The organism is Brevibacillus sp. JNUCC-41, assembly GCF_014844095.1.
Lineage (GTDB): Bacteria > Bacillota > Bacilli > Bacillales > DSM-1321 > Peribacillus > Peribacillus aracenensis.
On sequence record NZ_CP062163.1, the window covers coordinates 2,070,042 to 2,094,821 of the forward strand.

At 41.6% G+C, this 24,780-nt stretch carries 13 protein-coding genes, 3 rRNA genes and 1 riboswitch; of the genes, 14 read left to right on the forward strand and 2 right to left on the reverse strand.

What is annotated here, in order from left to right; translation table 11 throughout:
• The first annotated feature begins 78 nt into the window (after positions 1 to 78).
• The 4 genes from JNUCC41_RS10300 (at position 79) to JNUCC41_RS10315 (ending at position 6,036) form a co-directional block, all read left to right on the forward strand.
• A 16S ribosomal RNA gene (locus JNUCC41_RS10300) occupies positions 79 to 1,629 on the forward strand.
• Between the two features lie 177 nt (positions 1,630 to 1,806).
• Positions 1,807 to 4,739 (forward strand): 23S ribosomal RNA (locus tag JNUCC41_RS10305).
• Positions 4,740 to 4,802: 63 nt separating this feature from the next.
• Positions 4,803 to 4,918, forward strand: a 5S ribosomal RNA gene (gene rrf / locus JNUCC41_RS10310).
• Together the 16S, 23S and 5S rRNA genes form the textbook arrangement of a ribosomal RNA operon.
• 278 nt (positions 4,919 to 5,196) lie before the next feature.
• Positions 5,197 to 6,036 carry a tyrosine-type recombinase/integrase gene (locus tag JNUCC41_RS10315; protein ID WP_192207516.1) on the forward strand — a complete coding sequence of 280 codons (840 nt, stop codon included), beginning with the start codon at positions 5,197 to 5,199 and terminating at the stop codon, positions 6,034 to 6,036.
• Positions 6,037 to 6,290: 254 nt separating this feature from the next.
• Here JNUCC41_RS10315 and JNUCC41_RS10320 read toward each other — a convergent pair whose 3' ends face one another.
• The gene (locus JNUCC41_RS10320; protein ID WP_192207517.1) at positions 6,291 to 9,416 is read right to left on the reverse strand and encodes an efflux RND transporter permease subunit; all 3,126 of its coding nucleotides are present in this window, start codon (positions 9,414 to 9,416) and stop codon (positions 6,291 to 6,293) included.
• 189 nt (positions 9,417 to 9,605) lie between these two features.
• Between JNUCC41_RS10320 and JNUCC41_RS10325 the strand changes: the two genes are divergently transcribed.
• The 7 genes from JNUCC41_RS10325 to JNUCC41_RS10355 all read left to right on the forward strand — a co-directional run bounded on the left by JNUCC41_RS10325 (position 9,606) and on the right by JNUCC41_RS10355 (position 18,659).
• A complete protein-coding gene (locus JNUCC41_RS10325; protein ID WP_192207518.1) occupies positions 9,606 to 10,484 on the forward strand; it encodes a TetR/AcrR family transcriptional regulator in 879 nt (292 codons plus the stop codon).
• 231 nt (positions 10,485 to 10,715) lie between these two features.
• A complete protein-coding gene (locus JNUCC41_RS10330; protein WP_192207519.1) occupies positions 10,716 to 11,378 on the forward strand; it encodes a hypothetical protein in 663 nt (220 codons plus the stop codon).
• Positions 11,379 to 11,392: 14 nt separating this feature from the next.
• Positions 11,393 to 12,655: an efflux RND transporter periplasmic adaptor subunit gene (locus JNUCC41_RS10335; RefSeq protein ID WP_192207520.1), complete on the forward strand. Its 1,263-nt coding sequence runs from the start codon at positions 11,393 to 11,395 to the stop codon at positions 12,653 to 12,655.
• Positions 12,656 to 12,850: 195 nt separating this feature from the next.
• A riboswitch (cyclic di-AMP (ydaO/yuaA leader) is annotated at positions 12,851 to 12,997 on the forward strand.
• Positions 12,998 to 13,169: 172 nt separating this feature from the next.
• Positions 13,170 to 14,429 (forward strand): cation:dicarboxylate symporter family transporter, encoded by a 1,260-nt coding sequence (locus JNUCC41_RS10340; protein WP_192207521.1) that lies wholly within the window; start codon positions 13,170 to 13,172, stop codon positions 14,427 to 14,429.
• A 441-nt stretch (positions 14,430 to 14,870) separates the two neighbouring features.
• Positions 14,871 to 15,653: a hypothetical protein gene (locus JNUCC41_RS10345; RefSeq protein ID WP_192207522.1), complete on the forward strand. Its 783-nt coding sequence runs from the start codon at positions 14,871 to 14,873 to the stop codon at positions 15,651 to 15,653.
• 381 nt (positions 15,654 to 16,034) lie between these two features.
• Positions 16,035 to 17,117, forward strand: a complete 1,083-nt coding sequence (locus tag JNUCC41_RS10350) for a D-alanine--D-alanine ligase (protein WP_192207523.1) — start codon at positions 16,035 to 16,037, stop codon at positions 17,115 to 17,117.
• Positions 17,118 to 17,276: 159 nt separating this feature from the next.
• A complete protein-coding gene (locus JNUCC41_RS10355; RefSeq protein ID WP_192207524.1) occupies positions 17,277 to 18,659 on the forward strand; it encodes a UDP-N-acetylmuramoyl-tripeptide--D-alanyl-D-alanine ligase in 1,383 nt (460 codons plus the stop codon).
• A 52-nt stretch (positions 18,660 to 18,711) separates the two neighbouring features.
• Here the strand turns inward: JNUCC41_RS10355 and JNUCC41_RS10360 are convergent, their stop codons facing one another.
• The gene (locus JNUCC41_RS10360) at positions 18,712 to 19,863 is read right to left on the reverse strand and encodes a PP2C family protein-serine/threonine phosphatase (RefSeq protein WP_192207525.1); all 1,152 of its coding nucleotides are present in this window, start codon (positions 19,861 to 19,863) and stop codon (positions 18,712 to 18,714) included.
• Positions 19,864 to 21,127: 1,264 nt separating this feature from the next.
• Between JNUCC41_RS10360 and JNUCC41_RS10365 the strand changes: the two genes are divergently transcribed.
• The 3 genes from JNUCC41_RS10365 to JNUCC41_RS10375 all read left to right on the forward strand — a co-directional run bounded on the left by JNUCC41_RS10365 (position 21,128) and on the right by JNUCC41_RS10375 (position 24,759).
• Positions 21,128 to 22,627 (forward strand): degradosome RNA helicase CshA, encoded by a 1,500-nt coding sequence (locus JNUCC41_RS10365; protein WP_228467592.1) that lies wholly within the window; start codon positions 21,128 to 21,130, stop codon positions 22,625 to 22,627.
• Positions 22,628 to 22,838: 211 nt separating this feature from the next.
• Positions 22,839 to 23,312, forward strand: coding sequence for a PH domain-containing protein (locus JNUCC41_RS10370; RefSeq protein ID WP_192207526.1), 474 nt, complete (start codon positions 22,839 to 22,841; stop codon positions 23,310 to 23,312).
• Positions 23,305 to 24,759, forward strand: a complete 1,455-nt coding sequence (locus JNUCC41_RS10375; RefSeq protein WP_192207527.1) for a PH domain-containing protein — start codon at positions 23,305 to 23,307, stop codon at positions 24,757 to 24,759. Before JNUCC41_RS10370 ends, JNUCC41_RS10375 begins: the two co-directional genes overlap by 8 nt.
• The last annotated feature ends 21 nt before the right edge of the window (positions 24,760 to 24,780 follow it).

Consider the following 24,780-nt stretch of genomic DNA (forward strand, 5'->3'; position numbering starts at 1 on the left):
CTGAACAAAACAAAGCGCCAACGTTAAATTTTAAGTGAGCACACACTATCAAAAAAGCAAATGAGCAAGTCAAACATTTCTTCGGAGAGTTTGATCCTGGCTCAGGACGAACGCTGGCGGCGTGCCTAATACATGCAAGTCGAGCGAATCGACGGGAGCTTGCTCCCTGAGATTAGCGGCGGACGGGTGAGTAACACGTGGGCAACCTGCCTATAAGACTGGGATAACTTCGGGAAACCGGAGCTAATACCGGATACGTTCTTTTCTCGCATGAGAGAAGATGGAAAGACGGTTTACGCTGTCACTTATAGATGGGCCCGCGGCGCATTAGCTAGTTGGTGAGGTAATGGCTCACCAAGGCGACGATGCGTAGCCGACCTGAGAGGGTGATCGGCCACACTGGGACTGAGACACGGCCCAGACTCCTACGGGAGGCAGCAGTAGGGAATCTTCCGCAATGGACGAAAGTCTGACGGAGCAACGCCGCGTGAACGAAGAAGGCCTTCGGGTCGTAAAGTTCTGTTGTTAGGGAAGAACAAGTACCAGAGTAACTGCTGGTACCTTGACGGTACCTAACCAGAAAGCCACGGCTAACTACGTGCCAGCAGCCGCGGTAATACGTAGGTGGCAAGCGTTGTCCGGAATTATTGGGCGTAAAGCGCGCGCAGGTGGTTCCTTAAGTCTGATGTGAAAGCCCACGGCTCAACCGTGGAGGGTCATTGGAAACTGGGGGACTTGAGTGCAGAAGAGGAAAGTGGAATTCCAAGTGTAGCGGTGAAATGCGTAGAGATTTGGAGGAACACCAGTGGCGAAGGCGACTTTCTGGTCTGTAACTGACACTGAGGCGCGAAAGCGTGGGGAGCAAACAGGATTAGATACCCTGGTAGTCCACGCCGTAAACGATGAGTGCTAAGTGTTAGAGGGTTTCCGCCCTTTAGTGCTGCAGCTAACGCATTAAGCACTCCGCCTGGGGAGTACGGCCGCAAGGCTGAAACTCAAAGGAATTGACGGGGGCCCGCACAAGCGGTGGAGCATGTGGTTTAATTCGAAGCAACGCGAAGAACCTTACCAGGTCTTGACATCCTCTGACAACCCTAGAGATAGGGCTTTCCCCTTCGGGGGACAGAGTGACAGGTGGTGCATGGTTGTCGTCAGCTCGTGTCGTGAGATGTTGGGTTAAGTCCCGCAACGAGCGCAACCCTTGATCTTAGTTGCCAGCATTCAGTTGGGCACTCTAAGGTGACTGCCGGTGACAAACCGGAGGAAGGTGGGGATGACGTCAAATCATCATGCCCCTTATGACCTGGGCTACACACGTGCTACAATGGATGGTACAAAGGGCTGCAAACCTGCGAAGGTAAGCGAATCCCATAAAGCCATTCTCAGTTCGGATTGCAGGCTGCAACTCGCCTGCATGAAGCCGGAATCGCTAGTAATCGCGGATCAGCATGCCGCGGTGAATACGTTCCCGGGCCTTGTACACACCGCCCGTCACACCACGAGAGTTTGTAACACCCGAAGTCGGTGAGGTAACCTTTATGGAGCCAGCCGCCTAAGGTGGGACAGATGATTGGGGTGAAGTCGTAACAAGGTAGCCGTATCGGAAGGTGCGGCTGGATCACCTCCTTTCTAAGGATAATTACGAGAGCGCTTTTGTTTTGTTCAGTTTTGAATGAGTAATTCATTCAAATAGGAAAGACAAGCATCACGATGTGATGTCATTCTTTCTGCATTGTTCCTTGAAAACTAGATAATAGATAGAAGGCAATTAATTTTTTTCAAAGCATCTGTAAGATCTTTTTTAACGGTTAAGTTAGAAAGGGCGCACGGTGGATGCCTTGGCACTAGGAGCCGATGAAGGACGGGACTAACACCGATATGCTTCGGGGAGCTGTAAGTAAGCTTTGATCCGGAGATTTCCGAATGGGGAAACCCACTGTTCGTAATGGAACAGTATCTTTACCTGAATACATAGGGTACTGAAGGCAGACCCGGGGAACTGAAACATCTAAGTACCCGGAGGAAGAGAAAGCAAACGCGATTTCCTGAGTAGCGGCGAGCGAAACGGAATTAGCCCAAACCAAGAGGCTTGCCTCTTGGGGTTGTAGGACACTCAACATGGAGTTACAAAGGAACGGGGTAAATGAAGCGACCTGGAAAGGTCCGTCGAAGAAGGTAAAAACCCTGTAGTTGAAACTTCGTTCCCTCCTGAGTGGATCCTGAGTACGGCGGGACACGAGAAATCCCGTCGGAAGCAGGGAGGACCATCTCCCAAGGCTAAATACTCCCTAGTGACCGATAGTGAACCAGTACCGTGAGGGAAAGGTGAAAAGCACCCCGGAAGGGGAGTGAAATAGATCCTGAAACCGTGTGCCTACAAGTAGTCAAAGCCCGTTAATGGGTAATGGCGTGCCTTTTGTAGAATGAACCGGCGAGTTACGATTTCATGCGAGGTTAAGTTGATAAGACGGAGCCGCAGCGAAAGCGAGTCTGAATAGGGCGAATGAGTATGAGGTCGTAGACCCGAAACCAGGTGATCTACCCATGTCCAGGGTGAAGTTCAGGTAACACTGAATGGAGGCCCGAACCCACGCACGTTGAAAAGTGCGGGGATGAGGTGTGGGTAGCGGAGAAATTCCAATCGAACCTGGAGATAGCTGGTTCTCTCCGAAATAGCTTTAGGGCTAGCCTCAAGATGAGAGTATTGGAGGTAGAGCACTGATTGGACTAGGGGCCCCCAACGGGTTACCGAATTCAGTCAAACTCCGAATGCCAAATACTTATTCTTGGGAGTCAGACTGCGAGTGATAAGATCCGTAGTCGAAAGGGAAACAGCCCAGACCACCAGCTAAGGTCCCAAAGTATACGTTAAGTGGAAAAGGATGTGGAGTTGCTTAGACAACCAGGATGTTGGCTTAGAAGCAGCCACCATTTAAAGAGTGCGTAATAGCTCACTGGTCGAGTGACTCCGCGCCGAAAATGTACCGGGGCTAAACGTATCACCGAAGCTGTGGATTGACACCATTGGGTGTCAGTGGTAGGAGAGCGTTCTAAGGGCGTTGAAGTCAGACCGGAAGGACTGGTGGAGCGCTTAGAAGTGAGAATGCCGGTATGAGTAGCGAAAGAAGGGTGAGAATCCCTTCCACCGAATGCCTAAGGTTTCCTGAGGAAGGCTCGTCCGCTCAGGGTTAGTCGGGACCTAAGCCGAGGCCGAAAGGCGTAGGCGATGGACAACAGGTTGATATTCCTGTACCACCTATACATCGTTTGAACGATGGGGGGACGCAGAAGGATAGGGTAAGCGCGCTGTTGGATATGCGCGTCCAAGCAGTTAGGCCGGAAACGAGGCAAATCCCGTTTCCATTAAGGCGGAGCTGTGATGGCGAGGGAAATATAGTACCGAAGTTCCTGATTCCACGCTGCCAAGAAAAGCCTCTAGTGAGATGTAAGGTGCCCGTACCGCAAACCGACACAGGTAGGCGAGGAGAGAATCCTAAGGTGTGCGAGAGAACTCTCGTTAAGGAACTCGGCAAAATGACCCCGTAACTTCGGGAGAAGGGGTGCTTTTTAGGGTGAATAGCCCAGAAAAGCCGCAGTGAATAGGCCCAGGCGACTGTTTAGCAAAAACACAGGTCTCTGCGAAGCCGCAAGGCGAAGTATAGGGGCTGACACCTGCCCGGTGCTGGAAGGTTAAGGGGAGAGGTTAGCGCAAGCGAAGCTTTGAACCGAAGCCCCAGTAAACGGCGGCCGTAACTATAACGGTCCTAAGGTAGCGAAATTCCTTGTCGGGTAAGTTCCGACCCGCACGAAAGGTGTAACGATCTGGGCACTGTCTCAACGAGAGACTCGGTGAAATTATAGTACCTGTGAAGATGCAGGTTACCCGCGACAGGACGGAAAGACCCCGTGGAGCTTTACTGCAGCCTGATATTGAATTTTGGTACAGCTTGTACAGGATAGGTAGGAGCCTGAGAAGCCGGAGCGCTAGCTTCGGTGGAGGCGTTGGTGGGATACTACCCTGGCTGTATTGAAATTCTAACCCGCGCCCCTTATCGGGGTGGGAGACAGTGTCAGGTGGGCAGTTTGACTGGGGCGGTCGCCTCCTAAAGAGTAACGGAGGCGCCCAAAGGTTCCCTCAGAATGGTTGGAAATCATTCGTAGAGTGTAAAGGCACAAGGGAGCTTGACTGCGAGACCTACAAGTCGAGCAGGGACGAAAGTCGGGCTTAGTGATCCGGTGGTTCCGCATGGAAGGGCCATCGCTCAACGGATAAAAGCTACCCCGGGGATAACAGGCTTATCTCCCCCAAGAGTCCACATCGACGGGGAGGTTTGGCACCTCGATGTCGGCTCATCGCATCCTGGGGCTGTAGTCGGTCCCAAGGGTTGGGCTGTTCGCCCATTAAAGCGGTACGCGAGCTGGGTTCAGAACGTCGTGAGACAGTTCGGTCCCTATCCGTCGCGGGCGCAGGAAATTTGAGAGGAGCTGTCCTTAGTACGAGAGGACCGGGATGGACGCACCGCTGGTGTACCAGTTGTCTTGCCAAAGGCATAGCTGGGTAGCTACGTGCGGACGGGATAAGTGCTGAAAGCATCTAAGCATGAAGCCCCCCTCAAGATGAGATTTCCCATGGCGCAAGCTAGTAAGATCCCTGAAAGATGATCAGGTTGATAGGTCAGAGGTGGAAGCGTGGCGACATGTGGAGCTGACTGATACTAATAGATCGAGGACTTAACCAACGCTTTAAAAAAATGAAATACCTTCTTATTATCTAGTTTTGAAGGAACAACGTTCCTTACATGTTTGGTGGCGATAGCGAAGAGGTCACACCCGTTCCCATTCCGAACACGGCAGTTAAGCTCTTCAGCGCCGATGGTAGTTGGGGGTTTCCCCCTGTGAGAGTAGGACGCCGCCAAGCCATTTAAAAAGATCAGCCATCCGGCTGGTCTTTTTTTGAGGTTGATATTTCTTCAGTATCTTTTTATTTAAACCGGTTAAAAAAGTAGTGACTCAAAAGGACCATAAATAAAGTTATATGCCGTATAAATGGTAGGACATACTATAAATGCATCTGAGTTTCTACAGCAATCTGTATTATCCATATCTGTTTAAGACAAAGGGACAGAATTCTTCGTTTCTGTAGGGATATATGTTAAACTTAACGTAGTTCTGAAACTGTCATTGGGGGAATAGCCGATGGATACCTCTGCTAAAGATGAAATGATTTTTTCGTTTGCTGAATGGTTGAGAGACCAAGGCAAATCAGCTAATACGATCAAAACGTATACTGGTGTCCTTTCACAGTTTTGTGACCAGACACAAAAGATATTGATGGAGATTCATTCTGAAGATGTTCAGGGTTATCTTGATTATTTAGAAAATTGCAAGAAAAGCCCGGGAACAATCGAAAAACACTATATCGCCCTAAATGTCTTCTTTAAATTTTTAGGAAAACCGCAAGTAATGCTTTCTGTGGAACGTAAGGTTAAGGAGCACAAGCTTGAGGTACCTGAAACTTTAAGCATCAATGAGCAGCAGATCCTGTTAAGGGATATAGAAGCAGAAGGGAATCTAAGGAACATTGCCATCGTCTACCTTTTGTTACATACTGGAATTCGTGTTTCTGAATTATGTGACTTAAATGGCCGTGACGTCATTATGGAAACAGAGCGAAATTATATACTTGTCAGGAACGCAAAAGGTGAAATCGATAGAACCGTTCCCCTTACACTATCGGCTATACAACATGTAAAAAATTATCTTCATTCTTTAAAAGAAAAAGCCGATCCGTTATTCATCTCAAGCTATAATCAAAGGATCACTCCGAGGTCAGTTCAATATATATTAAAAAAATACAATGTGCATCCACATAAACTTCGACATACCTTTTGCCAAAGGTTAGTGGATAATGGAATAGATATACAAACGATATCAAAGCTTGCCGGTCATAAAGATTTAAACGTAACGAAGCGTTATCTAAAAGAAGAATCGCTGGATCTGGCAAATGCGATAGATCAAACTTTCACCAAACACTAAGCTATAGAAATTAAAAGGGAAAGCGGGTTCTTTCCCTTTTTTTGTTTAAATAAAGTTTTAAAACAAACAAATTTCCTTGGAAATGAAGAATAGGACGTTTTGTCTTATGAGACGGGGAATGTTAAAAGAAGAAGGAATCGGTCAAAAGGGGCCGGAAGTATGAAGGGCTAATATGTTAAGGGCATATTGATCAATTGTTGAATCAAAAAAGAGGGGATTCCTAATATAAGGAATCCCCTCCTTCATTTTCTTTGTTACTTAACTGTTTTTTTCTTCTTTTTACCTATTTTCATTATAACTTCATATACTACCGGCACTATTACAAGTGTTAGCAATGTAGAACTCACAAGTCCGCCGATAACGGTAATTCCCAAACCTTGTGATATTAATCCACTGCCTTCCGCACCGATTGCCAGAGGTATTAAAGCGCCGATTGTGGCAAGGGCAGTCATCAGGATTGGACGCAGGCGGGTGGATCCTGCCTCGAGTAAAGCTTCCCTGGTAGATAGCCCGGATTCTTCATTCTTGATAACACGGTCCACTAATACGATGGCATTGGTTACAACGATACCAATAAGCATTAGGACACCCATCATTGCTGAAACGCTGATGGTCTCACCTGCAACGAATAGCCCTGCCAATGCCCCGATTACCGTAAATGGTAAGGAGAAGAGAATGGCTATAGGTGCTAAACCACCATGGAAAGTAACGACTAGGACAAAGTATACGATAGCAACGGCCGCTAACATAGCGATACCAAGTTGAGTGAATGATTCTTGGATATCTTCCGTCACTCCGCCATAGTCTATAGAGACGCTTGCGGGAAGGTCTAATTTATCAACTTCCTTTTGTACCTCAGCTGTTACTGCTGCCACATCATCCGTTTTGATTGTTGCAGACACGTCGGCATAGATTTTTCCATCGCGGCGGCTGATTGTATCGGAAGCTTTGCCTTCTTCGATTTTCACAAGCTCTTTCAATGGGATTTCCATCCCCATTGGAGAAGAAATTTTCGTATTCTCAAGATCTTTTTTGTCTTCAAATGTCGTTTCTTCTGTCTCGACATATACTTTGACTTCTTCTCCATCTTTCTTAATCGTAGTTATAGCATCATCTTTATTCGTATTGGCAATGGACATACCAATTTGTGCAGCTGTCAGTCCAAGGTCGCTTAGCTTTTCCTGGTCTGCAACTAGCGTATATTGCTCATAAGCATCGGAAAGACTTGTATCAACATCTTTTAAATCTTTATTTTTCTTCATGATATTTTGAATATCATCAATTACCGGTTCAATGTCTTTTTGTGTATTTCCGTAAACAAATAGAGTGGTTTCGTTGCTTGATGTTGACGTGAATTCTTGTTGTTTCCAAGTTCCAGGTGAATCAAGTTCAGTTAAATCCTTTATGACGGTTTCTTTTTTGTCCCCGAAATTTTCGGTGTCTTTATCATAGAGTACATAGAAGAGAGCCGAGTTACTCGAGCCGCCCATCATGCCGCCCATCATGCTTTCACCAAGTGTGTATTGAACAGTCTTCACATCGTCTTTATCCATGAAGTATTTTTCTACTTTTTCTGTTTGTTTTACAATATCCTCTTTTAACTCTCCAGGTGCGGGAGTGTAAGTGACGATGATCGTTTTTTCTTCATCAGCAGGCATGAAGCTGACACCGATGCTTGGGATTAGGAATAAGCTGCCGACCAATAATACAATGGCTGTACCGAAAGTGATCAATTTATGGTTTAACGACCAATCCAATGCTCTTCGGTAGAATGAAGATAGCTTGCTTGGTTTTTCTTCATGTGATTTTAATTCTTTTTTAGATAGTCCCTTTTTAAATAAAGAGTCTGCCATTGCGGGAACAAGTGTGATGGCAATTATTAATGAAGCGACTAATGCAAACACCATTGTTAAGGCGAATGGCATGAATAGTTCCCCGACAGGTCCTGTAACGCTTGCTAAAGGCAGGTATACGGCTACAGTAACGATTGTCGATGAAAGGATAGGGATGAACATTTCCTTAGTGGCCGACCGTATTAATTCGCCGCCTTTTAATTGTTCGCCTTTTAAAGCCATTCTTCTATAAATATTTTCAATGACGACAATGGAGTCATCGACGACTCGGCCAATGGCAACGGTCATGGCCCCCAGTGTCATGACGTTCAATGAAATATCCATTTGTTTAAGCACCAAAAGGGCTGCTAACAGGGATAATGGAATCGAAATGACGGAAATGAGAGTCGTTTTAAAGTTCCTAAGGAACAGCATGATAACAATGACGGCAAACAGACAGCCGAAGAGTGCCTTGCTGATCATGGTTTCAACAGAATCTTTAATCGGTTGGGCTTGATCAAGCGTAGTGTGTACACTTACGCCTTTAAATTCTTCTTTGAAGTTCGAAACTTCTTCTTGTACGTCGTCTACGATTGCAACTGTATCGGCATCAGGCGATCTTGTAACCTGAATCCCAATCGATTCGCTACCGTTTGTTCTTGAAATCGATTCAGCTTTACCGGTGATTTTAACATCGGCAATGTCTGATAATTTGACGTTTGGCAGTTGGGCGGGGCCTGTTGCCATTTCAGGAGATTGAGTGGTTTCCGTTCCGTTTTGTGCTGGCGTTCCTGTTTGAGAGCCGCCTGTTAAAGGGATCTTTATATTTTTCAAGTCTTTTAATGTGGAGATGTTACCATCCACAACAATCGTTTTTTCTTTATCATCAAAGTTATATATGCCAAGCGGCATGTTGACGTTTGCGGCTTGGATAACCTTTTTTACGGTATCTTCATCGAGACCGTATTGAGCCATTTTTTCCTCGTCGAATACAAGGCTGCCTTCATTTACTTGTTGTCCGGAAATTGATACGGATGTCACGCCATCAATTCCTTCAAGTTTAGGGACTAACACCTCTTCAACGTTTTTTGTAAGAGCTGGTAAATCAGAACCTTTATCTGTTACACTGAGTGCGACGACAGGAAAAGCGTTTAATTCTAATTTTGATACGCTTGGGTTATCCACTCCCTCAGGAAGTTCTAATTTCTCTAAAGCTTCTTTCACCTCTTTTACAGCGTCATCCATATCCGTATCATAATCATATTGTAATTGGACGGATGAGGCATTAGCCATGGACGAAGAACTGACTAATTCGACTCCTGGCAAATTTGTTACCTTCTGCTCTATCTGGTCTGTGAGCTTATCTGCTACTTCTTCAGGTGCAGCTCCAGGATATACTGTGGAGATGCTTATTAAAGGAGTCGAGATGCTTGGAATGGTTTCTTGTTTCATGTTTAAACCGGAGTATAATCCAGCTGCAACGATGATGATCGTAAGCAACCAGATTGCCAATTTATTCTTTAATGAAAATTTAATTATTGAATTCAAGCTTGTACCCTCCATACATAAAATTGTGACTAGTCGGTCACAAGCTCAAATATATAGTATATAGATTATGATTGCAACAGATAATATCCGGTAGTGTTAATGTTGTGGTTTCAAGGGTTTTGGGATACAATTTGGAAGAAGTGACCGTTCGGTCACCGACGGATAATTTTAAGGGATAGGATGAATTTGATGAAAGAAAAAAATAAGATGATCATAGATAAGTCTGTAGAGCTTTTCGCGGAGAAAGGCTATCATGCTACTTCCGTTCAGGAAATTGCTGAAAAATGTGGGATAGCAAAGGGGTCTTTTTATAATCATTTTAAATCGAAGGAAGAATTACTGGTGTCCATTTTTAAATTTTATTATGAAGCGTTGACGGACTCATTGCTCGATCTTGAACTGGATGCTTCATTGTCCAGTAAAGACAAATTCATGAGGCAAATCACTGTCCACATTGAGCATATGACGGGAAATACCAACTTGATTCAAATGATGATGCAGGAACAAATGGTTCATATCAGCAAAGAACTAGATAGATTTTTACATTATATCCATGAAGAGGGCTTGATTTGGTTCAAGCGTAAAATCATTGAGTTATACCCAGGACTTTCTGCTGATCTTTTGCCAGATTGCACCATAATTTTGGATTCCCTTTTCAAAGGATATATCGGAATATTGATCAGGAAACAAAATGCTTTCGATGTGGAATTGTTACCTAGCTTCATATTGAACCGGATGGATTCAATCATCGCAAGCCTGCAGAACAATGAAGATCCATTATTGAAACAATTTCCACTACCAGGATGCTCGATGCGGGATTTGAGCCCTAAAGAGGAAATCCATTCGATCATCGTCAGGATGCTGGAAGTGGAAACACGTAAGGAAGAGGGAATGGAAACAAACAAGAATACGGAAGCTTTAAAGGCGATCCAGGAAGAGTTTTCAAAAGTTAGGCCAAATCCCATCATCTTGGAAAGCCTTTTGTTGTTTTTGGAAAAAAATGAAAAAAGAAGTCCCTTGGGTTCGAAGCTTATCTTAATGATGAAGGATTATTTGCTGAATATATGAAGGTTTTACGAAAGGGGCGTATAGCCTCTTTTTTCATTTGTTAATGAGTTTCAAAAGCGGTGGTTAGGAAATTCTTTCAATTATCATCATTAACACCAAATTAGTGTGGGGATTAAATTTGAAGGGAAGGCTTATGTGTTTTTTTTGTATATTCATCCCTTATTTCTGCAATTGTTTCCAAAATAAGATAAAATATATGATGAAATATCATTTTTTTCAGGAGGACCACATATGGTGTACCAGGTCGGATTGTTAAAGGGCATTTTAGAGCCTTATCGGAGTCGTTATCAGCTGCAAAATGCAGAGGCAGTCACAAAGCTTGGATTGAAATTACTATTTTTATATTTTCTTAGTCTAATAATTTTTGCCATCGGGGGATATTTTGGCATTGGTTCAGAATCATTTTCCAAAGAAGTCACGACGATGAGTGCCAATGAATTCGAAGCAGCAAAGTTGCTGATTTTGAGCGGCAATATAGTAACAGGCATACTCACCCCTTCCATATACATATTTTTAGCAGCTCTATTCTTTTGGATCGTCACTGATATCCCATATATAAAATTAGTCATCGTTCAAATGATTCTTTTTGGTTTGCAATTAATGGAAAAAACATTACTGGTTCCTCTATTTGTTTTAATGGATATAGGCAGCGATGCCAATCCTTTTTCATTTGGGATCATCAGTCAGTATTTTCTCAGAAGTGATTATTTCATTCACTTTTTCAGCGAAATCACCATTTTTCAATTTCTTATTATTGCTCTGCAATATTTTTATTTAAAGGAATTTTCAGACCGAAATAATTATTTGGTCCTTTTAATGATTGTTCTATTCTATCTGGCCACATGGTTTGTTAAAGCCTTTTTAGCATACATCCAAGTAGGCGTATTTGTATAAGGCGGGTGAAAAGAATGAGCGGAAAATGGAAAATAGCAGCGGTCTCGATTGCATCGATAGTCTTAATAGCCGTTAACATATACCTTCTTGAAAAAAAAGAAAGCAAAGTGGAACGAACTATTTTCGTTGAAAACTGGACAAAGGTAAAAAAGGATACAATTAGGGATACTATTCAAACAAATGGGGTAATTAAACCTGTAGAAGTGTATGATATCTATTTTGATACCAAGAAAAATGATTTTAAGAAATTCCTTGTAAAAGAAGGCGATACGATTACGGCTGGATCTTCATTGTTTGAGTATGAGACGACCGAACTTGATGCGCTAAAAGCGGATTTAGAAGCGGAAAAAACGGCAGCTGAGGGAGAAATTGCGGGGATTGAAGAATACATAGGCAAGTTGAGGGCATATCAAGGGTCCCTGACCAGTGATTCTGGAATAGCGGCCATTGATGAATCGGTGGAAAAAAACTTGAGTACTGATTTAACCACAAACTCGACGGATCTTATTAAAAGTAACATTGAGCAAGAAATGTACAAGCAGGAACTGGAAAGAAACAGTTTGGATGAAAAAGTGAAAATGCTTGACGCAAAATTGAGTTCAATTGAGGAGCAGTCCAATGCTATCGTGACGACGAGCGAGGCTGATGGTGTAGTTAAAAATATCAATAAAAACCTGAAAAATCCCATCATATCCATTGTTTCTACAAATATGGCAATTGAAGGGCAATTCTCCGAAGAGGAAATGAAAAAGGCTGAAGTGGGCATGACTATAAAAGCAAGTTCCTCTGATTCAAAAAAGGCATTGAAAGGAACGATAGGCCGTATCCATTCCTATCCAGCTGAAGAGCCGTCGTTAAAAAAAGATAACAGATTTCCATTTCAGGCTTTAATCGAACCGGAAGGCGAAGTAACGGAACCTTTGTTAGTGGGATCCAAAGTGGATCTTACTGTAATAACCAATGAGAAAGCCGGTGTACCCTCCGTACCTATAGAGGCGGTGAATTACCAAAAAAATCCTTATATTTACAAATTGACAAAAAAAGGATATGTAGATAAACATTACATTACAAAAGGGCTTAAAGCGGAAGGAAAGCAAGAAATAATAAAGGGGCCGTCTGTAGGTGACGTCATCCTGCTGAAGCCGGATGTGGCAGTGAAGAACCACTCTAATTTTATTACTCCGATTCAATTTGAAAAAGTGAAAGTTCCGACTTATAAAAAATTCACCTCTAGGGAAAAAGTAAGATATCTGTTACTTGGCATTTTGGAAAAATAACCGTTCCTTTAACAAAAGAGGTGATGTCAAATTATTCATTAATTATATCAATATAACTTATTGATCAAAAATTGGGATAGTAATTATAGATATAATAGCGATTAATACAGAATATTCAGACATATTTAAAGATTTTTTATAAACGGATGCGATTAAATATTTACAGATTATCATTTTTAGTATAATATTTTATTATAAGTTAACTCGCTTAATCTTATTCCAAGAACGGGGGACCCATTTTTGTGGATTTTATCCGCTAGGGGTGAATTCAGAAATGAAAGGGCTTTGTGTTTCCAATTCCTAACCCGACAGCTAACCTCGTCAGCGTCTTTAAGGGAACATGTGTGAATATTCACGCCAATAAGAAATCGACACATGAAGTGTCTTTTTTTTCGGCGTAAAGACAGAGTTTTTCAAAAAAAGAAAAATTACTTTCTTTTATTAGTATCTTGTTTCCCTTACCGAGACAAAAATGTTTTTGCATCAAAGACTTTATGGAAGGTGAGGAAAGTAAATGAAGAAATTCAAACTAAGTTTAGCTAGCCAAATTTTTATTGGTTTAATTCTAGGGATTATCGTTGGTGCCATTTTTTATGGTAGTGAGACGGCCCAAAACTTTTTACAACCATTCGGAGACATTTTCCTACGAATGATTAAAATGATTGTAGTGCCAATCATCGTTTCAAGCCTTATCGTTGCAGTTGCTGGTGTAGGTGATTTGAAAGCTGTAGGTAAACTTGGAGCTAAATCAATATCATACTTTGTTGTGGTAACGATGATTGCGATTGTTGTTGGTTTAATATCAGCGAATATCATCCAGCCTGGTGCTGGTGTGAATATGGACAAGCTAGAACAAACTGATATTTCTACCTATGTTGATACAGCCGAAACTAAGCAGCATGAATCGTTCGTGGATACAATCGTTCACATTGTGCCATCCAATCCAGTTAAAGCCATGGTAGAAGGCGATATGCTAGCGATCATTTTCTTCTCCGTGTTGTTTGGACTTAGTATTGCGGCCATCGGTGAAAAGGGTAAACCAGTATTCCGTTTCTTCCAAGGTGTAGCTGAAGGAATGTTCTACCTAACTAACATGGTCATGAAATTTGCTCCTATCGGTGTATTTGCACTAATCGGTGTGACTATTTCCAAATTCGGTTTGGAATCTTTAATTCCGTTAGGAAAGTTAGCGCTTTCTGTTTACGGAACAATGATTTTCTTTGTAATAGTCATTCTTGGTCTTATTGCGAAATTTGTCGGATTCAATATCTTTACGTTGATTAAACTTCTAAAAGAAGAATTGATTCTTGCTTTCTCTACTGCAAGTTCAGAAGCGGTTCTTCCGAAAATCATGGAAAAAATGGAGAAAGCGGGATGTCCGAAACATATTGCTACATTTGTAATTCCGACTGGATACTCCTTTAACCTTGATGGTTCTACATTATACCAAGCGTTAGCAGCTATCTTCATCGCTCAAATGTACGGCATCGACTTAAGCGCATATGAGCAAATTACGCTAATGCTAGTGTTAATGATCACGTCCAAAGGGATTGCTGGTGTACCAGGTGTATCTTTCGTAGTTCTTTTAGCGACATTGGGAACTGTCGGTATTCCTATTGAAGGTCTAGCATTTATTGCTGGTATCGACCGTATTCTTGATATGGGACGTACAGTTGTAAACGTTATCGGTAATTCACTTGCAGCAATCGTCATCTCTAAATGGGAAGGTCAATTCAACCCTCCTTCCAAAAAAGAATTAGAGCAAGTTTCTTAATATAAAAATCCAGAGTGAAATGTCACTCTGGATTTTTTTTTTTGATTTGAAATAAAATGCGCTTTCACTTTTATATTTTGGAACCCTTTTTTTATATAGTGCGAGTGTGGTTCTTCCTGTACCGCATCCGATATCAAGGATTGCATCAACCTGATATAAATATTTTTCAAAAGGCAAATTTCTCTGATTGCCATAGACCTGATCTTTTAGTTGCATCAATGGAAGCGGCATCATGCAAAGGATGAATGACAAAAGCTTTTTTAACTTTACCCAAAATCAATTCCTCCTATTCGGAATTTTTCACTAAAATATGGATTTTGTGAATCGTGTTATGTACATGATGCTGATGATGATTAATGTTGGGTGGTATATAACTTATGTGAAAACCCAAAAGTTTGATAAAATAACATTATTGATTGAGAGCTCGGAGGAGGTCAGGTTATGAAGAATGATAGCAATGATATCTTATATATGTATATGCAGGCTTCCGAACGGTTTGTCCTTTTTAATGGACTCAATTTTCGTGAATTCGTCTATTCGCTGCCATATACCTTGGATTCGATCTTATTATTGAAACATCAATTCGATGGTGGGGAATACAATTTGAATGTCCTGCTAGAGAGCGCTTCATCTGAGGATATTGCAAAGCTCGTTAAAGAAAATGTTCGGGCATATGGAGATTTCTGTTGGGTCGATTTTGAAGAGGCGGAAGGGCTGGATGAATTGGATGGAAGGGAAATAGCGGAACTTTTATATTTAGGACACGCTAAAACCCATCTGAGTCCCCCGTTTTTCCGTAAATTGAATAATCAATTTGTGTACCTTGCCCAGGATGATGGTTGGTTCAATAAAATTTATTTTCGTTCTCTTTCGACATATTATATGATGTTAGGAAGCTTGATTCCGCTAAAGCTGGAGCCATTAAAAGTAGAGAGGACATGGCTTGGAATCAGAAAGAAAAAAGAGCTGACAGCGATTCCTGCAGAAATCATTTCTTCCTTGGCTCATATTCTGGGAGAGGGGCTCGCTTTTTCCTTTCGGGATGTTAAGTATACAAGAACGAAAATTGAGATACCTGCATGGGTCGTAGGGGATTATTTAAACATGGATGAGATGCATGACGACTTTTCGGATAGAGTTATTTATGAGCCCGATGCCTTTATTATCTTCAATCGAAAAGAAAAAGTATGGGAAAGCGTTATTAAAAACACATCATCATCCTGATTATCCCAACTTCCGAGGTTAGTGGATTGGATTATTTGTCATCCTCCAATTTTTTAGGTGTAAGACTTACCATCTCATGCATAAAAGACAAGAGAGGGCGGCTCACAGGACGTGGCGGTGTTATTCTGCGTTCTGATAACGGTAATCATTAGAAAAGCCTCAATGATGGAAGTTTCGCTTTATCCCGCCTTAACAGGCTGTAAGGGAAGCGGAAGGCAAATGTAAAGAAAAAGAAATGTGGTGGCCAACAGCCTGTAAAAGCCCGATTGGCTTAACTAACCATCATTGGAAAAGCCCCAATGATGGAAGTTTCGCTTTATCCGTTTTAGTGTAAAGTGATACAATGAACATGGTTAAAAGAATATTGGAGGGTAATAACTCATGAAAACTAAACTTGGTTTGCTTTATGGTGGAAAATCTGCGGAGCATGAGGTTTCTATGCAGACGGCTTTAGCTGTCATTAAAGCTCTCGATTTAGCAAAGTTTGATATATATCCGATTTACATAACAAAAGAGGGTTCATGGATTAATGGACCAAAGTTAACAGGACCTGCTGAGAATGTGGAGGCTTTAACATTTTCACCGGAAAAATCGAGCTCACCACTTGCCTTGCAGGCACATTCAACTGATGAAGATAGTGAATCAACAGGGTATGACGTAATTTTCCCATTGCTTCACGGACCAAATGGAGAAGATGGGACCGTACAAGGGATGCTGGAACTATTGAACCTTCCTTATGTAGGAAATGGCGTTTTAGCTTCATCAGCAGGAATGGATAAGGTCATCATGAAAAACATTTTTGCCCAGGCGGGACTTCCGCAAGTGAAATACACTTGGTTCATTCGTTCCGAATGGGAGAAGAATACTGAAAGTGCCATTAAAAAGGTAGCGGAGGAATTGGGGTACCCTTGTTTTGTCAAACCTGCCAATTTAGGCTCAAGTGTCGGTATCAGCAAATGTAATGATGCTGATGAACTGGAAAAAGCGGTAGCGGAAGCTTTTCAATTCGATCGGAAGATCATCATTGAAGAAGGGGTCATTGCTCGTGAACTAGAGTTTGGTATTCTCGGTAATGATGAACCGTCTTGTTCAGTGGCAGGCGAAATCATCCCTAAGAAGGATTTTAGCTTCTATGATTATTCAGCAAAATATGTAGACGGTAATTCAGCGATGGTCATTCCAGCGGAGATATCGGAAAGCGAGTATGCAACTTTATCCGAAATGGCCATTACTGCCTTTAAGTCATTGGATTGCTCTGGATTGGTTCGCGCTGATTTCTTCTTAACGAATGAGGGGCAAATTTATATTAATGAAGTGAATACAATGCCTGGGTTTACTCCATTCAGCATGTTTCCGTTATTGTGGAAGCACACAGGTGTCGACTATCCAGCGCTAATTGAAAAACTAGTGAAACTTGCCTTGGAACGTCATCAGGAAAAACAACAAATCAAATATACAGTTTGATCATGCAAGTAATGTAGCAGTAAACTTCACAATCCATCAAACGTTGATTTGATGGATTCCAATCAGCAGGAACCGGTGCGATTTTAAACTGGTTTCTGCTTCGTTTGGTTATTGGAAGTAGAGAGCGATTAACGGTTCGATGAATGTAGGAGGAACAAAATGATAAAGAGAACGTTAAAACAAGTACATGAGATGGCAGAGGGTTTGAATGATATCAGTCCATTCCAGTCCAAAGGAATTAATGGGGTTACCATCGATTCCAGAACGGTTAAGGAAGGATGTTTGTTCATACCGCTTAAGGGTGGGCAGGTTGACGGACATCAGTATGTCAAACAAGCATTGGCGCAAGGAGCTGCTGCTTCTTTTTGGCAAAGGGATGTTCCGAATCCTCCTAATGATTTACCAATAATCATTGTGGAAAATACCGAGAAAGCACTTCAGCAATTGGCGCGTTCTTACCGTCAGCAGTTGAATATTAATGTCATTGGGATAACAGGAAGCAACGGTAAGACGACAACGAAGGATATGACGGCTGCGTTGCTGGCCACTACCTATAAAGTTCATAAAACCAGTGGAAACTTCAATAATCACTTAGGTTTACCACTAACGGTGCTTTCGATGGATGAGGATACTGAAGCAGCTGTTTTGGAAATGGGAATGAGCAGCCGCGGTGAAATTGAGTTTTTATCCAAAATGGCAAAGCCTGATGTAGCGATCATTACCAATATTGGTGAATCACACTTATTGGATTTAGGATCACGCGAGGAAATCGCGAATGCAAAGTTGGAAATTGTCGAAGGTTTGGCGAAAGATGGGAAGCTGATCTATCATGGTGATGAACCATTGCTTCGCAATCGGATCAAAAGCGATTTTCCTGATTTAAATGTAATATCTTTTGGACGTACGAAACAAAATGATTTATATCCACAGACCATAAGCCAAGGGGCAGACCGTACCGCGTTTACAATCGCAAGCGGTGAAAAGGAGATCGATTATGAGATACCCGTATTAGGCAATCATAATGTTCTTAATGCACTGGCTGCCATCTTGGTTGCTAAAGAATTCGATGTGGATGATTCAGCGATCCGTAAAGGTCTGTCAACCATTCAATTAACTAATATGAGGATGGAATTGGTCGAAGGCGCAAAAGGGCAGAAGATCATCAATGATGCGTATAATGCCAGTCCAACTTCAGTTAAGGCAGCAGTGGAATTGGTTGAGGGGTTATCTGGATTCGAGAAAAAGATCCTTGTATTGGGAGATATGTTGGAGTTAGGGCCACAGGAAAAAGACTTTCATTTGAAAATTGGTGAATTGATTTCCAATGAACGGATTGATAAGATCTTCACGTTTGGTCCTTTAGCCGAGTTTATTGCCAAGGGAGCGAGCAAGTCTTTTTCATCGGAGCAGGTTCGTCCTTTTCAAGATAAACAGGAGCTTATAGAGGAACTTAAGTCTTCTACACAGGGAAATGACATCATTCTCGTTAAAGCATCCAGGGGCATGAAGCTGGAGGAAGTCGTTCAAGCCCTACAAAAATAAAAAAGCGTAGAAAGGGCCGTTTCTTTTTGAAAACGGCCTTTTTTTATCGTACTTAAAAAAGTGTCCCTGCAATAATGCAGATGTCATCGTTAATCACTGAATGCCTCATCCTTGAGATCAAAAGCTCCTGAAGAACCTTATTTGTATCGAGATGGACATTTTCAATGAACTCCCTCTTGATATTGTCAGACCGGTCAAAGGCGGAAGGATTGGGCGTTTTAGAGAGTCCATCTGTATAGATGATGAAACGGCTTCCTGGTTCATAATGAAAGACTATTTTTTTTATGGGCAATTCGGGAATCAGTTCGCTTGGGGTGGCCCCTTCGTTTAAATTGAGAATTTGGTTGGTGCTTGGGGAATACAAGAAGGCTGAAGTAAATCCGTAGTTCACATATTCGATGAGTCGATCCTTTGTATTCACATATGCTATGAAAGCTGTAAAGAGAGCATGGTTTTTGTTTTCCCGATTAACTCCTTGAAATAGGTCCCGCATATGTTTGTCCAGTTCCTCTGTTATGAAAATGGGATCTTTTACACGTTTGAATAAGTCGGGGATTAAAGTCCGTATGGACATGTTTATAAGTGCTGTATGGATGCCCTTTCCGAATACATCAATCATTATGAAGCCGTATATCCTGTCATCAACCTCCGTCCAGTAAAATAAATCCCCTGAAAGTTCACTCGAAGGCAGGGAAAGACCTTTGACCTCTATATCTTCATTATTGATCGACAAAGGTAAATTTGAAAGCTGTATGCCCTTTGCAATTCGCAGGCTCCTTGCTGATTTTTGGTGTATCTTTTCAAGCTCTTGCCCCTTCATTTTTGCCGTAAACAGTTGCATGCTGATGTTTTTGAGTGAATTTAATTTAATCCTGACTTCTACTGAATCGGCAGGGATCGCAATGGTTTCATAGAAGGTGTTTTCCGGTAATGCCGGAGGTGTCTCCATTCCTAAAGCGCGATTGTAAATGAATAAGATAGGGATTTCGTGAGATTCAGCTAAGGCAAACAAAGAAGTTTCCTGCCAAGAATCTTTTGATATGTGTAAAGGTAAAATAAATAATGATTTCATTAAGTCCGTTGAATCCTTGAATAGATGACTTTGATTGAGTGGATCCTCCAAAAAGGTGACATTCTTGTTCATTTTCTTTAAGATTCGACCAAAATCCTTGCATAAAGGAACATCTATTGTGAATATATTCATATAACCCCCCGATATTTTGTTGATAGGTCAATCATACTGCATTTAGACTTATTTACTATATTTTTCGGATGAAAAGATGGAATTTTCAAAAAATATATGGTTCTATATACCTGGAAATTCAAAATTGATTCATAATAAGTCCTTTCTTTTTCCAACGGTGGGACCGTGGATGGTGGCCATTCATTCGAACTAATTCTTCCTGAAAAAAGGTTTATTGAAACTATTTGATTTAAACACATATCATGTAAATAAATAGATGTTCGTTTTGCAAAACATTTAAATGGATACAGTAAGTGGTTTAAATGGTCTCATCATAGAAAAGGACTAGGTCACTGAATTCCTCCTGAACTGGAACAGATTCTCCCTTAAAAAACGTTCCAGTCGGTTCAGGGATCTCGCTTTCTTCAGAATTTGTCTGCAGTATGAATCCACTTCTCATGAATGGATTTAGTAACTAAGGTAACTCTATTGATGAACAAATTATGTTGCACAATTATCAGGTGGGACTATCCAATTTCCTCGTTTTTGAAACGATCTAAAGTTTTTAGTAACTCTGAATGGGGCGATATCCTTTATTGCATTAACAGTTTGAAAATGGTAATATGAGTATGAGTTTAAATGTCTTATCATTGATGATTATTTAAATTAATCAGGTTGAGGCAACAAAATTGTATGTTCTTACATGTTTCATGAGTTCATTCTTGAGATTATTTTAGATTAAATAGGCCGCGCGTCTGGTCATATATAAAAGCTGCATCTCTTGGCGGCTTTAGTAGCTATTAGGGAATCAAGCCGCATTATAGCGCTTTTCCACTTCTGCAAATCCTCAACGCACCGGGCCTGTTTTGTATAAGAATCTTGGCTCTCGTCAAGTTTTGTTCATACAGCCTTTTTAAGTCTGATGAATAATAGGTGCAGCAGCCCTCACCTGAATAAAACGGTCAAACACCCGTTTATGCTACTTTTAATTTTCCATATTGAATTTAATTTTGGTTACATGTACTTTTAAAAAGATGAGCGTATGTTAATGATAAGTCTACACGTGCGCGAAAATTAAAAATGCCGGTGAATGTCCGTACTGGTATATTTCCTTTTTAAAAAATCATATTGAGTTCATTTGAACTAAAAGGCAGATACTTTTAGGTGATAATGATAAACTTTTTAGATAAAGTAGAACATCCGTCATGATGATGAGGATTTGAACTAAACATCTGTGCATGATATGCACGTGTAAATTTACGATATAAAAAGGAGTACGAAAACATTGACATTGTTTAGCGAATTAGGTTTAGATAGAACGTCCATGAAATCAATAGAAAAAATGGGATTTGAAGAAGCGAGCCCGATTCAATCCCAAACGATACCTCTAGCACTTGAAGGTAAAGATATCATTGGTCAAGCGCAAACAGGAACAGGAAAAACGGCGGCATTCGGTATTCCATTGATGGAAAACATCGATATTGCTAACGAAAACGTGCAAGGGATTGTCATTGCACCTACACGTGAGCTAGCGATTCAAGTTTCTGAGGAACTTTTCAAGCTTGGTTACGGAAAACGCGCTCGTGTACTTGCGGTTTATGGTGGACAAGATATCGACCGTCAAATCCGTGCTTTAAAGAAAAAACCACATATTATCGTTGGTACGCCTGGTCGTCTTTTAGACCATATCAAACGTAAAAATATTAAATTAGGCGGAGTTCACACTGTAGTTCTTGATGAAGCGGATGAAATGCTTAACATGGGATTCATTGAGGATATCGAATCGATCCTTTCAACGGTTCCTGATGAAAGACAAACATTGCTTTTCTCAGCTACAATGCCTGATCCGATCCGTAAAATTGCTGAAAGATTCATGCAGGAACCCGTTCTTGTCCGTGTAAAAGCAAAAGAAATGACAGTGGATCGTATCGAACAATATTACTTGGAGTTAAAAGAAAGTGAAAAATTCGATACACTTGCACGCCTTTTCGATATCCAAACACCGGACCTTGCTATCGTCTTCGGACGTACGAAACGCCGCGTAGATGAATTGGCATCTGCATTGAATATCCGCGGTTATATGGCTGAAGGCATTCATGGTGACCTTAGTCAGGCAAAACGCCTTTCTGTATTGAAAAAGTTTAAAGACCGCAGCATCGATGTACTCGTTGCTACTGATGTGGCTGCACGTGGACTTGATATTTCCGGCGTTACTCACGTATACAACTTTGATATCCCACAAGATCCGGAAAGCTATGTTCACCGTATTGGACGTACAGGACGTGCGGGTAAACATGGTATTGCCATTACGTTTGTAACACCAAGAGAAAGAGGACAACTGCATGCGGTTGAGCATACAACGAAAAAACGTATGGAGAAACTTAAGACTCCTACGTTAACTGAAGCGTTGGAAGGTCAACAAAAAGCAGTAACGGAAAAAATCCTTAATACAATCGAGAATGATGATTTAACATTATACCTTGGTCAAGCGGAAGAATTATTACAAAAACATAGCGCAGCGGACTTAGTTGCAGCTATGCTGAAATCAATGACAAAAGAACCGGATCAAACGCCTATCAAGCTAACGGAAGAATCTCCATCTCCAATGCGTCGCAACCGCGGTGGCAGCAGTTCTTCTGGTAACAGACAGCGCAATGGCCGCAGTTCTTCAGGCAGAAAAGATTACGGTAGCGGATCAAGCAAACGCCCGGGCGCAAACCGTAAATCGAATGGTTACGGAAACCGCAGCACGAGCCAAAAAAGAGAAAAATCAAATAAGATTTAATTGAATTGGAAATGCCGCTCATTTGAGCGGCATTTTTTTTGTGTGCATTTCCATAATTCAAATGGTATCCGAATGGCTGGTTGGATGGACTGCTCAAAGCCATTGTTTGAAAAGGGGTTAATTTCCAGCATTTAATTATAGTATAATGGATGAAAGCGAAGGATGGATGATGAAGATTCACTAAAAATTACCTGTCGAAGAGGAGAAGAGCATGGAACCTGAAAATCGTATATCGAATAAGGCCTTGACCGTATGGAAAATCGGTGGTCTTATAAGCTGTTCAATAACTTGGATTATAAGCATCGCCGCACTCGTGCTTACAATCATTTTTGATTGGACATATTGGGTGTTTGGAGCGTTGATCATAATTTCGGTAATCCAATCCTATCTGGCCATTTTTCTGATTCCATCGATGAAATGGAAGAGATGGCGTTACGAAGTGAGAAATACCGAAATTGATATCCAAAGTGGCATTTTCGTCATTAAAAGAACACTCATACCCATGATTAGGGTTCAGCATGTGGAAACGAAGCAAGGGCCATTATTAAGGAAATACGATTTAGCCTCCGTTGAAATTTCGACTGCAGCGACCCTTCATGTTATCCCTGCCTTGGACCTAGCAGAGGCAGATGAATTGCGGCACTATATTTCCAGGATGGCAAGTGTGGAGGAAGAAGATGTCTGAACCTAAAAGGCTGCACCCCATAGCTGTATTGCTTAACATAATAAAATCGATTAAGGAGTTAGTCATCCCTTTTTTATTAGTGGTCGTCATTCCTGGGAAGAATGAAGGAATTCCTGGATGGATACAACCGTTGGTCATAGCCATTATTATACTTTTTATTATAGGGAATGCATTCCTTCAATGGTTACGCTTTACATATCGCTTGGAAGAGGGCGAATTCAGAATGGAGTCCGGGGTATTTGTAAGGAAGAAACGGTATATAAAGTATGATCGGATTCATAGCATAGATATTTCGGAGGGTATCGTCCAGCGGATATTCAGCCTGGTGAAGTTGAATATTGAAACCGCAGGCGGGTCTCAGGCCGATGCCGTATTATCAGCCATAAGAAAAAGTGATGCAGATCGAATAAATGCTTTTATTAGTGAGGAAAAAAATGCGAATAATCCTTCTGATAAAGATAAAAATGAAGTAGCGGGTAATGCAAAATCGTCTTCCGTTTTTAAGCAGACGCTGCCGCAACTATTCGTTATGGCTGCCACTTCGGGAGCAGTAGGTGTCTTCCTGTCTGGAGCAATCGCATTTATTTCACAGTTCGATGAAATGATACCTTTTGAGAGGATATTTAAGGATTATGAAGATTTTATTGAAATGGGGACCATCATTCTGACTTTGTTTGCCTTAGTGGCTTTATTGGTGGTTTATGTACTGGCTACATTAAGCATGGTAATTAAATATGCTTCCTTCACCGTAATAAAAACGGATGAGGAAATCGTTATTTCCAGAGGGCTTCTCGAAAAAAGACAGCTGACAATCCCTATCCATAAAATACAAGGTATCCGGATCATGGAGAATTTGATTCGAAAGCCATTGGGCTTGGCGACGGTTTATATTGAGTATGCGGGTGGCAGTATGGAAGATAAAGAAAGTCTATCAATCATGCTGTTCCCTTTAATCAGGAAGAAGCATTTACATGAAAAGATCCTGGAGATTTTACCAGTTTATGAAACAACCACTGAGATGACACCGATACCTAAACGTGCACTTTCCCGGTATGTATTTCACAAGTTTCTATACCTTATCCCGATCATAGGTGCCTTGGTATGGTTTTTCAGACCTTGGGGTTATCTTTCCCTTTTGCTTGTACCGTTGGCGATTTTTTGGGCTTACATGCAATATAGAGATGCGGGATGGAACATAGAAGGGAATTTGTTGATATTGAGCAGTCGCTTTTTTTCAAAGCAAACATTAATCATGCAGAGAAGCAGAATTCAATCAATCACATATAAAAAAAGCTGGTTTCAGAATCGAAAAGAATTAGCTACGATTTCAGCATCGGTTAAATCAGGAATCACTTCCCGGGTCGGCATGGTTGCTGATGTGGAAGAAAAGGATTGCCTAATAATTAAATCTTGGTATTTACCTAAAAAAGCAGTCGACTCCCAATGATTTAAAGGAAGAGTCGGCTGT

Coding starts and splice junctions, on each gene's coding strand:
- JNUCC41_RS10350 (WP_192207523.1), top strand. CDS start 16,035: ATGAAAACTAAACTTGGTTTGCTTTATGGTGGAAAATCTGCGGAGCAT.
- JNUCC41_RS10370 (WP_192207526.1), top strand. CDS start 22,839: ATGGAACCTGAAAATCGTATATCGAATAAGGCCTTGACCGTATGGAAA.
- JNUCC41_RS10375 (WP_192207527.1), top strand. CDS start 23,305: ATGTCTGAACCTAAAAGGCTGCACCCCATAGCTGTATTGCTTAACATA.
- JNUCC41_RS10355 (WP_192207524.1), top strand. CDS start 17,277: ATGATAAAGAGAACGTTAAAACAAGTACATGAGATGGCAGAGGGTTTG.
- JNUCC41_RS10340 (WP_192207521.1), top strand. CDS start 13,170: ATGAAGAAATTCAAACTAAGTTTAGCTAGCCAAATTTTTATTGGTTTA.
- JNUCC41_RS10345 (WP_192207522.1), top strand. CDS start 14,871: ATGAAGAATGATAGCAATGATATCTTATATATGTATATGCAGGCTTCC.
- JNUCC41_RS10330 (WP_192207519.1), top strand. CDS start 10,716: ATGGTGTACCAGGTCGGATTGTTAAAGGGCATTTTAGAGCCTTATCGG.
- JNUCC41_RS10325 (WP_192207518.1), top strand. CDS start 9,606: ATGAAAGAAAAAAATAAGATGATCATAGATAAGTCTGTAGAGCTTTTC.
- JNUCC41_RS10315 (WP_192207516.1), top strand. CDS start 5,197: ATGGATACCTCTGCTAAAGATGAAATGATTTTTTCGTTTGCTGAATGG.
- JNUCC41_RS10360 (WP_192207525.1), bottom strand. CDS start 19,863: ATGAATATATTCACAATAGATGTTCCTTTATGCAAGGATTTTGGTCGA.
- JNUCC41_RS10335 (WP_192207520.1), top strand. CDS start 11,393: ATGAGCGGAAAATGGAAAATAGCAGCGGTCTCGATTGCATCGATAGTC.